At 53.6% G+C, this 12,720-nt stretch carries 12 protein-coding genes; 7 read left to right on the top strand and 5 right to left on the bottom strand.

Translation table 11 applies throughout. The features are described from left to right. Positions 1 to 122: 122 nt before the first annotated feature. A complete protein-coding gene (locus H6G07_RS26725) occupies positions 123 to 251 on the bottom strand; it encodes a hypothetical protein (RefSeq protein WP_277882080.1) in 129 nt (42 codons plus the stop codon). A 48-nt stretch (positions 252 to 299) separates the two neighbouring features. On the opposite strand from H6G07_RS26725, the gene H6G07_RS17045 reads away from it, so the two are divergent. Continuing rightward, the gene (locus tag H6G07_RS17045; RefSeq protein ID WP_073609385.1) at positions 300 to 572 is read left to right on the top strand and encodes an acylphosphatase; all 273 of its coding nucleotides are present in this window, start codon (positions 300 to 302) and stop codon (positions 570 to 572) included. 308 nt (positions 573 to 880) lie between these two features. Here the strand turns inward: H6G07_RS17045 and H6G07_RS17040 are convergent, their stop codons facing one another. Further along, the gene (locus H6G07_RS17040; RefSeq protein WP_073609386.1) at positions 881 to 1,240 is read right to left on the bottom strand and encodes a hypothetical protein; all 360 of its coding nucleotides are present in this window, start codon (positions 1,238 to 1,240) and stop codon (positions 881 to 883) included. 780 nt (positions 1,241 to 2,020) lie between these two features. Here H6G07_RS17040 and H6G07_RS17035 point away from each other — a divergent pair. The 5 genes from H6G07_RS17035 to H6G07_RS17015 all read left to right on the top strand — a co-directional run bounded on the left by H6G07_RS17035 (position 2,021) and on the right by H6G07_RS17015 (position 7,996). Continuing rightward, on the top strand, positions 2,021 to 2,311 hold the full coding sequence (locus H6G07_RS17035; protein WP_073609387.1) for a hypothetical protein: 291 nt from the start codon (positions 2,021 to 2,023) through the stop codon (positions 2,309 to 2,311). Further along, positions 2,304 to 2,687 carry a type II toxin-antitoxin system VapC family toxin gene (locus tag H6G07_RS17030; protein WP_073609388.1) on the top strand — a complete coding sequence of 128 codons (384 nt, stop codon included), beginning with the start codon at positions 2,304 to 2,306 and terminating at the stop codon, positions 2,685 to 2,687. The genes H6G07_RS17035 and H6G07_RS17030 overlap by 8 nt, the downstream gene beginning before the upstream one ends. 381 nt (positions 2,688 to 3,068) lie before the next feature. Further along, positions 3,069 to 3,932: a hypothetical protein gene (locus tag H6G07_RS17025; protein WP_084173294.1), complete on the top strand. Its 864-nt coding sequence runs from the start codon at positions 3,069 to 3,071 to the stop codon at positions 3,930 to 3,932. Between the two features lie 24 nt (positions 3,933 to 3,956). Then, positions 3,957 to 5,966 (top strand): AAA family ATPase, encoded by a 2,010-nt coding sequence (locus H6G07_RS17020; RefSeq protein WP_073609390.1) that lies wholly within the window; start codon positions 3,957 to 3,959, stop codon positions 5,964 to 5,966. Continuing rightward, entirely contained in the window at positions 5,963 to 7,996 is a 2,034-nt protein-coding gene (locus tag H6G07_RS17015) for a DNA translocase FtsK (RefSeq protein WP_073609391.1), read from the top strand. The genes H6G07_RS17020 and H6G07_RS17015 overlap by 4 nt, the downstream gene beginning before the upstream one ends. 55 nt (positions 7,997 to 8,051) lie before the next feature. On the opposite strand, the gene rodA is transcribed toward H6G07_RS17015, so the two are convergent. The 3 genes from rodA to H6G07_RS17000 form a co-directional block, all read right to left on the bottom strand. Continuing rightward, positions 8,052 to 9,311: a rod shape-determining protein RodA gene (gene rodA, locus H6G07_RS17010; protein ID WP_073609392.1), complete on the bottom strand. Its 1,260-nt coding sequence runs from the start codon at positions 9,309 to 9,311 to the stop codon at positions 8,052 to 8,054. A gap of 97 nt (positions 9,312 to 9,408) precedes the next feature. After that, positions 9,409 to 10,473, bottom strand: coding sequence for an Mrp/NBP35 family ATP-binding protein (locus H6G07_RS17005; protein WP_073609510.1), 1,065 nt, complete (start codon positions 10,471 to 10,473; stop codon positions 9,409 to 9,411). Positions 10,474 to 10,572: 99 nt separating this feature from the next. Beyond that, entirely contained in the window at positions 10,573 to 11,103 is a 531-nt protein-coding gene (locus H6G07_RS17000; protein ID WP_139297090.1) for an SRPBCC family protein, read from the bottom strand. Positions 11,104 to 11,480: 377 nt separating this feature from the next. Between H6G07_RS17000 and hemF the strand changes: the two genes are divergently transcribed. After that, positions 11,481 to 12,521 carry an oxygen-dependent coproporphyrinogen oxidase gene (hemF, locus tag H6G07_RS16995; RefSeq protein WP_139297091.1) on the top strand — a complete coding sequence of 347 codons (1,041 nt, stop codon included), beginning with the start codon at positions 11,481 to 11,483 and terminating at the stop codon, positions 12,519 to 12,521. The last annotated feature ends 199 nt before the right edge of the window (positions 12,522 to 12,720 follow it).

Genomic DNA, 12,720 nt, shown 5'->3' with positions numbered 1-12,720 from the left:
GGTAGGTGAGTCAGGGAAGCAACCGTAGGGTGCATCCGCAAAGCGATGCACGACCCTGGGAGCTTACAAATATCCCAAACTTCTATTTTGACCGATGATTGCAGATTGCGAAGCTAACTGGGTCAGATATTTGTGCAGAAGGGCGCGATCGCATCAATCTCGATATCGGTGGCCCTCAGTCGGGTGGGCTGAGGCGCGTTTCGAGACAGCGGTTGCGATCGCCAGGGCGTGAGGGATACGGAGTAGAGCAAACGCGCTATGGGAAAATCTTGGCGTGATCAACCTACAGACCAGGGACTATGGAACAAATTCGAGCGGTGATTCATGGGACTGTGCAGGGAGTTGGGTTTCGCTATCACACTTGCCAGACAGCCCAACAGCTAAAGGTTAAGGGCTTTGTACGCAACCAGCCAGATGCCACCGTTGAAATTGTGGCAATGGGTACGAGCGACCAGCTCAAGGCTCTACTGCACTGGGCACATCAAGGACCAGTGGGTGCCCGAGTTATCGGAGTAGAGACTGAACCTTATGTAGGATCAGCTCATTTCGATGGGTTCACCATTGAGCGCTAGCCGCTGTGTCTAAATGTTTGGCAGCGCCGATAGCCCGTAGCTCCAGCCACAGCAGCGGAATGTCGGCAACGGGAGCCAGATCAAGGGTCACACCAATGGTGAGCAGGTGACCGTAGCCACCGTAGGGTGGGCACTGCCACCAGGAGAGAAAGTTTTTCAGAAGTTACGCATGCCCCGCTATGCTCTCAACCGATGTTGCTAGGCAGTGCGCCCAGAGGTGACTAGCGAGCAAAAAAGACCCGTGGCTGGGCCACAGGTCTCTAGGAGGGTATTTTGTTAACGTTCGCGGCGGCGACACGGACGCATCGCTAGGCGCTGCGGCGACGAGGGCGCTTGCGCTCTGACTTTTTCTTGTAGCCGATCGCCTGGGCGGCGTTGCTGTCGGGGCCAAACTGCGCCCGCACAGCTTCTTTCATGCCCAAAATGGAGTTATGAAACTCCCATTCGGCCTGGCGAGCGGCATCGGCGGCGGCTTTGACCATCACTTGCAGCTCGGTTTCTTTTTGCTGCATGGCCAGCATGGCGTCAAAATTAGCCTTGAGGGCTTCGGGCGACGCATCGGTGCGAACGGGAAGATAGCCTTCGACGGTGCCGAGGCCGTTGAGGGAGTCGATGTCGTTGCTGATGGTTTTAACGGGCAGACGACGGGCGATGTTGACAACGGGCATGGTGATACACCTTGGGTAATGGTTTGTATACGGGCACGATCAAATAGCCTGCCTGAAGAAGGTTCAGGAATGGTGACGGAGGTTTGGGGGAGCGACGAAAGGTTTCAGGGCAGGCGATGGGAGACGACGGTTGGGGCGCAGCGTCGAGTTGTCTCGTCTATTGCCAAGATTGCCCGGTGCAAAGGGGCGATCGCGGCCTCAATTTGAAAGATTGTGACCCCACACCAGCGGTTTTGATAAAGCCCGGATGAATGTTGCAGCAGGTCGAAGCTAAGTGTGGCACAACAGTCGTGATGCAGGGCCGAAATGATTGATTTGCTGCTATGACAGCAGCACTGTGTATTGAGCAGGTAAGCGTGCAGCAGGCGACTATTCGAAGTTGCTCTATGACAGAAGTACTGTGTATTGACTACTTGAAGGGTTGCGCGATCGCAGCAGCATTGCCGCGCTGCAACTTAAGATGTTGCGGCTTTGCACTAAAGGATTGCGGCTACACACTAAAGTATGCAGCCCCGGCAGTAGAGAGTTGCGGTGCTGCATTAAAGGTGTTGGGGCTGACAGAGCCATTGCGCGGTAACTCACTAATGATGGAGCGCTGCACAATAGGGCTGTGAGAGGTCGCAGAGCAAAGAATCTAAGGAGCCAGTCATGTACCTTATTAAGCCATAACAGTTATCTATCGCAGTACCCAGTGCACCTGACCCCTAATGCTGGGGGTAACTGGTGCCCACGAGCTGTAGGCATTCGGTATCTTAGAAATGGGTTTTTCTAGAGCGAAGCATGCTGAAAGCGCTACAACAAACGGTTCGAGTCGGTGCTGGCGGCAAAATTGAGCTGGTTGCCCCAGAATGCCCTGAAGGTGTAGATGTTCAGGTAATTGTGCTTTTGGCTCCCCAGTCTGAGCCCATTGCATCTCTACCCGCCCAGGTTTTAGCTGTGGATGAAGCAGAGAGTGCTGGGCAAAGCACCATCGCCAAGATTCAGGCCATGGTTCGAAGATATGTCCCCGAGGGACGATCTCTAGTGGATGAACTGATTGCCGATCGCCGAGCTGAGGCCGAGCGTGAGTAGGGTTGTCTTAGATGCGTCAGCTCTGTTGGCGCTGGTCAATCAGGAGCTGGGGCAAGATGTTGTGGCGGAGCTGCTGTCACGGTCGCTGGTTAGCGCGGTGAATGCTAGCGAGTTGGTGGCAAAGCTGACTGACCAGGGCATGCCTGAAGGTGAGATTCAGGAGATTTTGGCGGCTTTGAATTTGACGGTGGTGCCGTTCGATGAGGAGCAGGGGCTGGTTGCAGGCTATTTGCGGGCTGTGACTAAGCATTTGGGGCTGTCTCTGGGCGATCGGGCCTGTTTGGCTTTGGGGTTGCAAACTCAGTGCTTGGTGGTAACCGCAGATAAAGCTTGGGCCAAGCTCAATATTGGTATTGAGATTCAGGTCATTCGATGAGACGGGGCCTCCTGATGTAGAGGCGTTTGAATCTTGATGTAGAGGATGTCTGGCCAGGGGATGGTGCCTGAGGCTTGACTGAGATATTGGCTAAAGGGCAAAGGCACCCGTCCTCTGTAGATGTGTTTGGCGAAAACGGTTGCGGAACAGCTTTAGAACATTGCTTGGATTGCTGCTGAATTCGTGGTGCTGAAGGCTAGCGAAGGGGGCAGGTATCTTTGATGCCGCAATCTTGTAGCTTTTGTGAAGAGCGTCTTGGGAGATGGGAACCATCATTAAGCTAGAGACATAAGAACCCTTAACCAGGGATCTCTCTTGACAAACCATGCTTCAAAGCTACATCTAAGTTACTTATTGTTACGTTTATTAAATACTATTCCTATGGAGTTGAAATCGTCAGAGCTAAAGTTTTTGTTGCGGTTGTTGAAATATTCTCCTGATTACCGCACTCCGATCAGCCAGATTAAACTAGGCAAAAGTAAAAACCCGACACCAGAGCGCAACAAAGCCTGTATCAGCCTTTGTAGTAAGGGCTTTGTAGAGTATATCGAAGAAATTTATCGATATCAGACAACGGCCGCTGGTAAAACGTTATTAAAGTCGGATGCTAGTACGCTGCCCATACTCGTTGGCCCCAATGAGTTAGCGCTACTAAAAGTGGCGACAACCAAAGCTGTTATACCAAGTACGGCTAACAAAGTTCCAGCAGGCGATCGCCAACAATTGCTCAATCAGCTTAAAGAGCGAGGGCTAATTACCGTTAGCAAGAGCCAAATTAAAGATGTGTGGCTAACTCCTAAAGGCATTCAGTATTTGTTGAGTGACTGTATACCTAGTGGTGAGGCCAACCTAACATTCTCAATATTGGGTGACTACCTCACCTTTCTACGCCAGTTCTTGGGACAGAAGGGAGCAGCAGTCGCTACTTTCCAGGAGTTGCCCAATACGAAATCAGCATCCAATAAAGATTCTAGCCTGACACCAGATGCAGTTTTGGATGCTATTCGCCAGCTCGATCAGCAATTGGATGCTGACAACTTTTTACCCATTTTTCATCTCCGAGAGAAGCTACAAACCTCTCACAGCCGGGAAGCCTTAGATCGGTTGCTATATGACCTACAGAGCCAGGATTTGATTGAGCTCAGCACCCTGCAAGATGTTTCCAACTATAGCGAGACTGAAGTTGCTGCGGGGATTCCTCAGAACATTGGCGGGGCTTTGTTTTACATCAGTGTGACCAAGTGAAATGTGTAGGGACGGTAAAAGCCAGTGACTTCGCTTCAACAACTCATTCAGCATCATCTCAATCCGTTTGACCCCAACACATTTAGGCCCGGTAACTTTTGGCAAGAAAATCCCGATATAGCTCTAGAAGTCGAGGGTATTCATGGCCCAGTTCTAACGGCGGTTGACCAAACTATTAGCCAGATTGGCAAAGACCATGCCACCCGTACTCTCTTGCTCACCGGAGACTCTGGCGCAGGTAAAAGTTACTTGCTAGGCCGACTGAAGCGTCAGCTCAACAACAAAGCTTTTTTTGCCTATATTGGGCCTTGGCCTGATAGCGACTACCTCTGGCGGCACACGCTACGCAATACCATTGATAGCCTAATTCATGTGCCAGAGGGAGCATCAGAGTCGCAGCTTTTACTCTGGCTTAAGGGTCTAACCAGCCTCCAAAAGCAGAGTTTCACTAATTGGGTGCTCGGGGAGCGAGGACGCTTTGTCCAGAACTTACAGGCCAGTTATCCAGTAGGTATCTACAACGGAAAAGAGTTCTTTGGTGTACTTTACGACTTGGCAACTAACCCTGATTTACGAACTTTGGCCTATGCCTGGTTGAAGGGCGACAATTTGGATGCGGAAGATTTTAAAGCCCTACGGGTCAAAAAGCCAATCGATTCTGAGGATGCTGCCCAAAAGCTGTTGAATAACATTGGTCGCATTGCTAATTCTACGCAGCCGATTGTGCTCTGTTTTGACAATCTGGATAGTATCCCTCAACTAGAAAGCGGCAAAATCGACTTGCAGAGTCTTTTCAACCTGAACTCTACCATTCATAACGAAAAGCTACGTAACTTCTTAGTGCTTATCAGCCTCGTCAAGGGCACTTGGCAGGAAAATCGTAAATTCATTCAACCGGCAGATTTGGCGCGAGTTGATCAAGTTCTTCAACTTAAACCTATTAATTTAGATCAAGCCGCAGCGCTTTGGGCCACGCGTATGGCTCCCCTCCATGCTCAGGTTAAACCCAAACCCAAAGATGCGATCGCTCCCCTATCTTGTAATTGGTTAGAGCATTCGTTTCAGGGTAATAGAACGTTGCCGCGCAATGCGCTTAAGCTGGGGCAACAGCTAATTACACATTACAAGCAGCACGGCCGCCTACCAGATATTCCTAAGCCGGGTGAGCCAACGCCAGTACAACCAAAACCAACTCCGACAAAACCAAACTTCAAGCTGATTTGGGATAAGGAGTTTCAATCAGCACAACAGCGGGTGACTCGGATTAGTCAGCTCACCTCTCCTGAGCTGATTTGGCGGCTGGGGCAGGTGTTAGAAGTACTGGAGGTACCTCAGGTCGCGACTCAATTCTTACCCGGTAAGTTTGCCTCCTACTCCCTATCCCATCAGCACAAACGAGCCTTCACAGGCATTGTCTGGAATGAAGACCCCAATATGATGACCTTCTTTCATGTGATGAAGGCGTGTCAAAGGGTAGTGGATCGGGCTGCCTGCGATCGCCTGTACCTGATCCGAGCCGGAAGCGTAGGTCAGGGAAGGGCAAAGGGCACTCAAATCTATCAGCAGGTTTTTAACGGCAAAGCTTCCTATGCCCATTTCAAACCTGATTTGCTCTCGGTGCAGTATTTAGAGACCTATCATCAGTTAGCCAGTGCGGCTCGCGGTGGGGAGCTAGTCGTAGGCGACCAAACGCCTCATCTCAAAGACCTACAGGCACTGGTACGAGAGGCGAAAGTGCTAGAACAGTGCCCCCTATTGCAGGACTTACAGCTTGTGTTTGCAGGCAAAATATCTGGAGGTAAGACCCAAGAATCCCAGACTCAAGCTGTGGCAGACTACATAATTAACCTTATGGCCACGCAATCCTTTGTTGGGTTGATGGTGCTGATTGAGAATACTCAACAGCAGTTCTCCAGTTTTGGCGAGCAGGAGATCGACCAGGTGATTCAAACCCTCTGTCAGAAAAATCGGCTGCAAGTCTTAGACCCCCACGCCAGTCGTCAAGGGCAGTTAATTTGCTATGTGCCTCAATGACTTCTTCCCTCAGCGTTAGTAAAGTCCGCCTTGCCTTTGAATGCCCTCGGTTGCTCTATCTGGGGCATCACTCCGGCGGCATGACCATGTTTCTTCCCGCTGAAAAAGTATTGGGTATTGGTTCTGCCTTCCACCAACTCTCAGACCAATTTGTGCGCCAACTGCGTACGGAGCCAGAATTTCAATTCCTGCTGATGGCTGAGTCTGAATTGCTAAAGGCTGATGCGATCGCGCAAGTGTTTCAACAACGGCTCTACCAGTCCATCTTTTTTCCCTATCTACAGCAGGCCATTGCCGAGAAGCCAGAAAAAGCTCAGGCTCTACATCAACTTTGGCAAGGCCTCAAAGGGCTAATTCAACGTTGGGCAGATCTGCTGGTGAGCAATCGGCGCTTTTGCAAGGCTGACGAGGTGATGCAAAAAACCTTTTTAGCCCAAGAACTCAGTGTCAAACACGAATTCACTCTGCCTGATGGCAGTCACCAGTTAGTGAAGGGGCGATTCGATAGCCTAGTGTACGACTTTACCCACCACCGTCTTTGTGTAGTGGAGTATAAGACCTATCAGTCTCCAGATCCGTCAGCACAGCTAGCCCAGGTGGCTCTTTACAGCTACATGCTGCGGGAGAAGATTGGTGTTCCGATCGATTCTGCCGTCTATAGCGTGCTGCCTGACTGGCAAGAGCAGGTCTATTCCTGGGCACAGCTAGAAAACACAGTACATCAGCTGATTCCCCAAAAGCTGCTACAGATTCGCGATTGGCTCGCCTGGCAGCCAAACCAGGGGGAGCCACCGCCCGCAGCGCTACAAGCGGCTCTGTGTGATATGTGCCCTCAACGCAAAAAGTGCCAGACCTATTTCAGCTCAAACTCTGCTTCAACATCAATGGCCTTGGCAGGTCAGAAACCAACGACCAGTGAGAGCACCAAGCAATCTACAGCACCTAACCAAACAACGAACTCTACAGACCGGCCTTTGACACCCCAAAACACGTCTTCCTCAGAAGTGGAGGCAATTGCAAACCAGCTTGTTCGTACGTTGGAGTCTTTTGGCGTCGGCGTTGATTTACAAGGGATTGCTCTAGCACCAGCCTTTCTGCGGGTGAAACTAAAGCCTCAGCTAGGGGTAAAAGTCAATTCTATTCTGCGACTAACCGACGATTTACGCGTGCAGCTGGGTCTAATGGCCTCGCCGATGATTGCTCCCCAGGCTGGTTATGTCAGCGTCGATTTACCTCGTCCAGATCGGCAATCGGCTCTATTTAAGCAATATATTCAGATCCAGACCTTGCCACCGACCGATCCGGTACGGATAGCCATTGGTGTTAATTTGGAGGGTGATCTAGTCGAAGCAGATCTATCTGATCCTAATACCTGCCATTTTTTAGTGGGCGGTACAACTGGTAGCGGCAAAAGTGAATTTTTGCGATCGCTCTTGCTTAGCTTACTCAAGCGTCATCCTCCAAAGCATTTACAGATTGCCCTGGTAGATCCAAAGCGAGTTACCTTCCCCGAGTTTGAAGATATTCCCTGGCTGTTACAGCCAATTGTCAAAGATACTGAAGGGGCGATCGCCCTGATGAATTCTTTAATGAACGAGATGGATCAGCGCTACCGCCGTTTTGAAAAAAACCGCTGTGCTGACCTCACTCGCTACAACCAGCAGTCGAGTAGTCCGTTGCCTCGCATTGTTTGCATATTTGATGAATACGCTGATTTCATGGCGGAGAAAGAAAGCCGCTCAGCCATTGAGCAAAGTATTAAACGGCTAGGCGCAATGGCCCGCGCCGCAGGTATTCATTTAATCATCGCCACCCAACGCCCAGATGCCCAAGTTGTTACTCCGCTGATTCGCTCCAACCTGCCAGGTCGGGTAGCGCTGAAAACAGCCAGCGAAGCAGATTCTTTGATTATCTTGGGCGGTAAGCAGGGAGAAGCCGTCAACCTACTGGGTAAGGGCGACTTGCTTTATTTAAGTGGCGGTCAATTGTTGCGATTACAGAGCCTTTTTGCTCCAGAAATTAATCTGTAGAATGGCCATGACGAGGTTAGGCTTCCACTAGAGATAACTAATGCAGTGCCAGAGCCTAATCCGTAAACTTCAACCGATGGCGGAAGTTCGCCACCGACTCCACCATGCCCAGGGCAATAAAATTCGTCAGCAACGCCGATCGCCCGTAGCTCAGCCACGGCAGCGGAATCCCTGTAATCGGTGCCAGGCCCATGGTCATGCCAATATTGACCACCACCTGAAACACAATCATCGCCAGCACGCCAACTACCAGCAGCGAGCCAAAGTCGTCCTTGGCGTTTTGGGCAATAATCACCAGGCGAAAGCAGATCAGCCAGTAGGCAAGAATCACCACCATTGACCCCACAAAGCCCCACTCCTCACCCACCGCCGAAAAAATAAAGTCAGTGTGCTGCTCAGGAATAAAGTTGAGCTGGGTTTGGGTGCCTTGGCCCAGCCCCTGGCCCCAGAGCTTGCCCGCCCCGATGGCAATCCGCGACTGAATCAGGTGGTAACCGCCCCCCAGCGGGTCTTTGTCGGGGTCGAGAAACAGTACCAGGCGATCCTTTTGGTAGTCTTCTAAAAGACCCCAAACCACATCCCCCAGTTTGCCCGACACCAGGTTAATCGCCGTGGCCACCACGGTGCTAAACCAGCGCCAGGGCAGCGTAAACCAGGCAATCAAACCCATGGCCAGGCTCCACACCAGCCAGCCGGGCAGCAGCATGTGAAACATGATCGCTGCCACCAGGGGCGAGATAAACAGCACCAGCCAGCCGGGGTTGCAGTTGGCCCAGTAGAGCATCGCCAGGGTAATGGCCCCAAACACCAGCGAAGTCCCGAGGTCAGGCTGAATGAAGACCAGCAGCCACGGCAGAATAATTACGGCGATCGCACTGCCGACCCCCCAAAGCGTAGAGGCATCGCGGCGGCTGAGCATCGCCGCCAGAGTAATAATGATGCTCAGCTTGGCAAACTCAGAGGGCTGCACGTAGAAGCTGCCGACGGCAATCCAACTCTGGGCACCCCCGCCCACGGTACCGATAAACATCACCGCCACCAGCAGCACATTGACGATGCCGTAGATAATCCACTGCCAGTTGCGCAAGTGTTCATAGCGGCTGCGGGACACCCACAGGGCAATGGCCAGGCCAATTAGTCCCAGCACGACATGGTTTAAGCCATAGTGGCCGTCATCGGTGTTGCGCTGAATGCTGTGAATGACCACCGACCCAAAGGCGGTGAGCGCCACAGGCAGAGCCAGCAGCACCCAATCAATACCCTGCCAGCCCGCCGCCAGCGATCGCCACTGCTTTTGCGCGTCGGTTAAAAACATTGCCGTTGCCTACCAGTTCACTCGATCGATTATGACAAGGAGGAAGGGTTTCGGGATTTGGGCTTGCCCCTAAATCCCGAAACCCAAATTCCGCCGACTAAGAAGTTAACGCCGCCACCGATACCCGAGCCGCCACCTGCTGCGCCATCGCCCGCAGCGCCTTGGCCGATTCAGAATCAGGGTGCTGTACCACAATGGGAATGCCCGCATCGCCGCCCTCGCGCACCGCCATTTCGAGAGGAATGCAGCCCAGCACCGGCAGCCCCAGTTCCTTAGACAGCAGCTCGCCACCACCGGAGCCAAAGATGTCGTAGCGCTTCTCCGGCGCATCGGGGGGAATAAACACGCTCATGTTTTCGACAATGCCCAGCACCGGCACCTGGAGCTGCTGAAACATCTTCAGCCCCCGCCGCGCGTCAGAAATCGCCACCGACTGGGGGGTAGAGACAATCACCGCTCCGGCCATGGGCACCGCCTGGGCCAGGGTGAGCTGGGCATCGCCCGTGCCGGGGGGCAAATCGACAATTAAATAATCTAGCTCGCCCCACTCCACCTGGTAGAGAAACTGGCGAATAATGCCGTTGAGCATGGGGCCGCGCCAGATCACCGGCTGGTCGCGATCGATCAAAAAGCCCATCGACACCATTTTGACGCCGTGGTTAAAGGCGGGCTCTAGCACTTCCCCTTGTTTGACCACCACCTGGGCCTCGGTCAGACCCATCATGATCGGCGCGTTAGGGCCATAGATATCGGCGTCGATCAGACCGACCTTTGAGCCCATCTGCGCCAGAGAAACCGCCAGGTTCACGGCCACGGTGCTCTTGCCCACGCCGCCCTTGCCGCTAGAAACCGCAATGATATTTTTGACGCCGCCAATGCCAGTGCGATCGGGCAGGGCCTTTTGCTGGGGCGTCTCGGCGGTGACATCGACGTTGACTGTCTCAACTCCGGGGAGGGTGCGCACCGCCTTCTGGCAGTCTTCAACGATGAACTCGCGCAGGGGGCAGGCGGGGGTAGTCAGCACCAGGGTGAAGCTCACAGTGCCGTCTGCGATCGCCACATTGCGGATCATATTGAGATCGACCAGGCTTTTTTGCAGCTCTGGGTCTTGCACCGGGCGCAGCACGTCTAAAACAGAGGCTTCGGAGAGGGTTAGGCTCATGGAGTTGAGGAAGGTGGGCCAGCGAATAGGAACGAAAACCATCCCCTATCTTAATCTGCCCGGTCGCCCCTTGAGCACAAGTGCTTAGGGCAAACGGGGCTACCAAACCTGAAATTGAGAGTTAGATCCACTGAGCAGATCGGGGTGCTCAGCGGCTTCGGCCAGGGCCGAGGCCACCTTGGCGGCGTAGGGACGCAGCAGCGACCAGGCCAGGGGCGACAGCCACCCCCGCAGGGTAACCGAGTAAGAAATCTGAGTGCCCCGCACGGTGGATTTGAGGTGGTAGGTGACCCGCTCTTCCAGTCCGGGAATGGGCAGTACTCGCACGCTAATCAACTCATGAGGCTGCACCCGTTCCACGAAAATCTTCACGGGAATGGGGCAAATTTTGGTGAAGGCTCGGTAAATCAGCCCCGGCTTAGGCTTGAGCCCCTGGGGCGCGTTGGTGCTGGTCAGTAGCGGGTGCCAGGAGACGTCTGCCAGGTTCATGATCGTCTGCCAGAGGGTTTCAACCGAGGCGGTGCTCACAATCAGGTAAGACTTTTCTAGCTGCTGCTGCACCTGCACCCAGCGATGGATGAGATGCAAGAGGGTCAAAAACGGACGGGGAAAACGCTCGACGCTAAACATGGCGACACCCTCCATCGCTAGCCTGCCAGGCTTGAGCCTGGGGGCCATAACGGATTAAGGGGGCTGGCGAGACGATCATGGTGGGCGTTACGGGGGCAAAAAAGCTGGGCTAGGCGGAACTGTCGTTACAGAACGTTGCGTTTCTAAACATTTTTCTCAACCTGGCGGATGAGGTTGGTGTTGGGTCGGGTTTCACGGTAGCGTGTGAAAACTGGGTACCGTGAATGGTGTTGCCTAAGGCCAAGTTGCTCTAGACGGCCATCGGTCAAAAAGCAGGCAGCAGGAGAAGAATGGATCCGCTAAGTCCTGTTTAGGCCATTCCACAGTGTGACATATTCGACCCGGTGCCGACATAACATATTGTTTTCTCCACGCCCATGACCACCACTCCTGTATCTAAGCCCGCTGCTGCTACCACTGCACCTCCGGCAGATTCTCGCGATCGCGTCAGCGCCATGCTAAAGCAGTTGCAAGACAGCATTTGTGACCAGCTAGAGGCCCTCGATGGCGGTGCCCAATTTCAGCAAGACGCCTGGGAGCGACCCGAGGGCGGCGGCGGGCGATCGCGCGTGATCAAGCAGGGCAAGATCTTTGAGCAGGGCGGCGTAAATTTTTCTGAAGTGTGGGGCGACCACCTGCCGCCGTCGATTTTGGTGCAGCGCCCCGAGGCGGCGGGCCACCGCTTTTATGCCACCGGCACCTCGATGGTGCTGCACCCGCGCAACCCATTTATTCCCACGGTGCACCTCAACTATCGCTACTTTGAGGCCGGCCCGGTGTGGTGGTTTGGCGGTGGCATCGACCTCACGCCCTACTACCCTTTTGACGAAGATGTGGTGCACTTTCACCAGACCTTGAAGCAGACCTGCGATCGCCACAACCCCAACTACTACCAGGTCTTCAAGCCCTGGTGCGACGAGTACTTCTACCTCAAGCACCGGGGCGAGACCCGGGGCGTAGGCGGCATTTTCTTTGACTACCAGGATGGTCAGGGCCTGCTCTATCGAGGCCCCGACGCGGGCAAAGCTGCCGACCAGACTAGCCAGGGTATTGGCGAACTGCCCCCCCGCAGCTGGGATGCTCTGTTTAATTTTTCCCGCGACTGCGGCAACGCCTTTCTGCCCGCCTATGTGCCTATTGTTGAGCGTCGCCACAGTGAGGCGTACAGTGACCACCAGCGACAGTTTCAACTCTACCGCCGGGGCCGCTATGTCGAGTTCAATCTGGTGTATGACCGGGGCACGATCTTTGGTCTGCAAACCAACGGGCGCACCGAGTCAATTTTGATGTCGCTGCCCCCGCTGGTGCGGTGGGAGTATGGCTATACCCCTGAGGCAGAAAGCCCCGAGGCGCGCCTGTACGACGTCTTTCTCAAGCCCCAGGACTGGGTTAACTGGTCGGGCAGCCCCGCGAGCTAAGCTCTGGCCCAACCCCCGTATCCCTTGACAGACAAGGTTTTTGACCGCTGCCCTGGGTCGCTCAACAGCCGTGGCCTAGGGCTTTGAGTTGTTTAGATTTCTTAAAAAACCCCGGAATCCACATAAATTAAAGGTTTTGGCGATCCACTTTTCTAGGGATGCCCTTAGAATGGGGCAGTGAAATTCTGAATTGACAGGG

This window comes from Phormidium tenue FACHB-1052 (assembly GCF_014696675.1).
In the GTDB taxonomy this organism is placed as follows: domain Bacteria; phylum Cyanobacteriota; class Cyanobacteriia; order Phormidesmidales; family Phormidesmidaceae; genus Nodosilinea; species Nodosilinea tenuis_A.
This window is presented reverse-complemented; position numbering and strand designations above follow the sequence as displayed.

Bases quoted from the DNA above. Each gene is read 5' to 3' on its own strand.
- H6G07_RS17045 (WP_073609385.1), top strand. From the start codon at position 300: ATGGAACAAATTCGAGCGGTGATTCATGGGACTGTGCAGGGAGTTGGG.
- H6G07_RS17040 (WP_073609386.1), bottom strand. From the start codon at position 1,240: ATGCCCGTTGTCAACATCGCCCGTCGTCTGCCCGTTAAAACCATCAGC.
- H6G07_RS17035 (WP_073609387.1), top strand. From the start codon at position 2,021: ATGCTGAAAGCGCTACAACAAACGGTTCGAGTCGGTGCTGGCGGCAAA.
- H6G07_RS17025 (WP_084173294.1), top strand. From the start codon at position 3,069: ATGGAGTTGAAATCGTCAGAGCTAAAGTTTTTGTTGCGGTTGTTGAAA.
- H6G07_RS17015 (WP_073609391.1), top strand. From the start codon at position 5,963: ATGACTTCTTCCCTCAGCGTTAGTAAAGTCCGCCTTGCCTTTGAATGC.
- rodA (WP_073609392.1), bottom strand. From the start codon at position 9,311: ATGTTTTTAACCGACGCGCAAAAGCAGTGGCGATCGCTGGCGGCGGGC.
- H6G07_RS17005 (WP_073609510.1), bottom strand. From the start codon at position 10,473: ATGAGCCTAACCCTCTCCGAAGCCTCTGTTTTAGACGTGCTGCGCCCG.
- H6G07_RS17000 (WP_139297090.1), bottom strand. From the start codon at position 11,103: ATGTTTAGCGTCGAGCGTTTTCCCCGTCCGTTTTTGACCCTCTTGCAT.
- hemF (WP_139297091.1), top strand. From the start codon at position 11,481: ATGACCACCACTCCTGTATCTAAGCCCGCTGCTGCTACCACTGCACCT.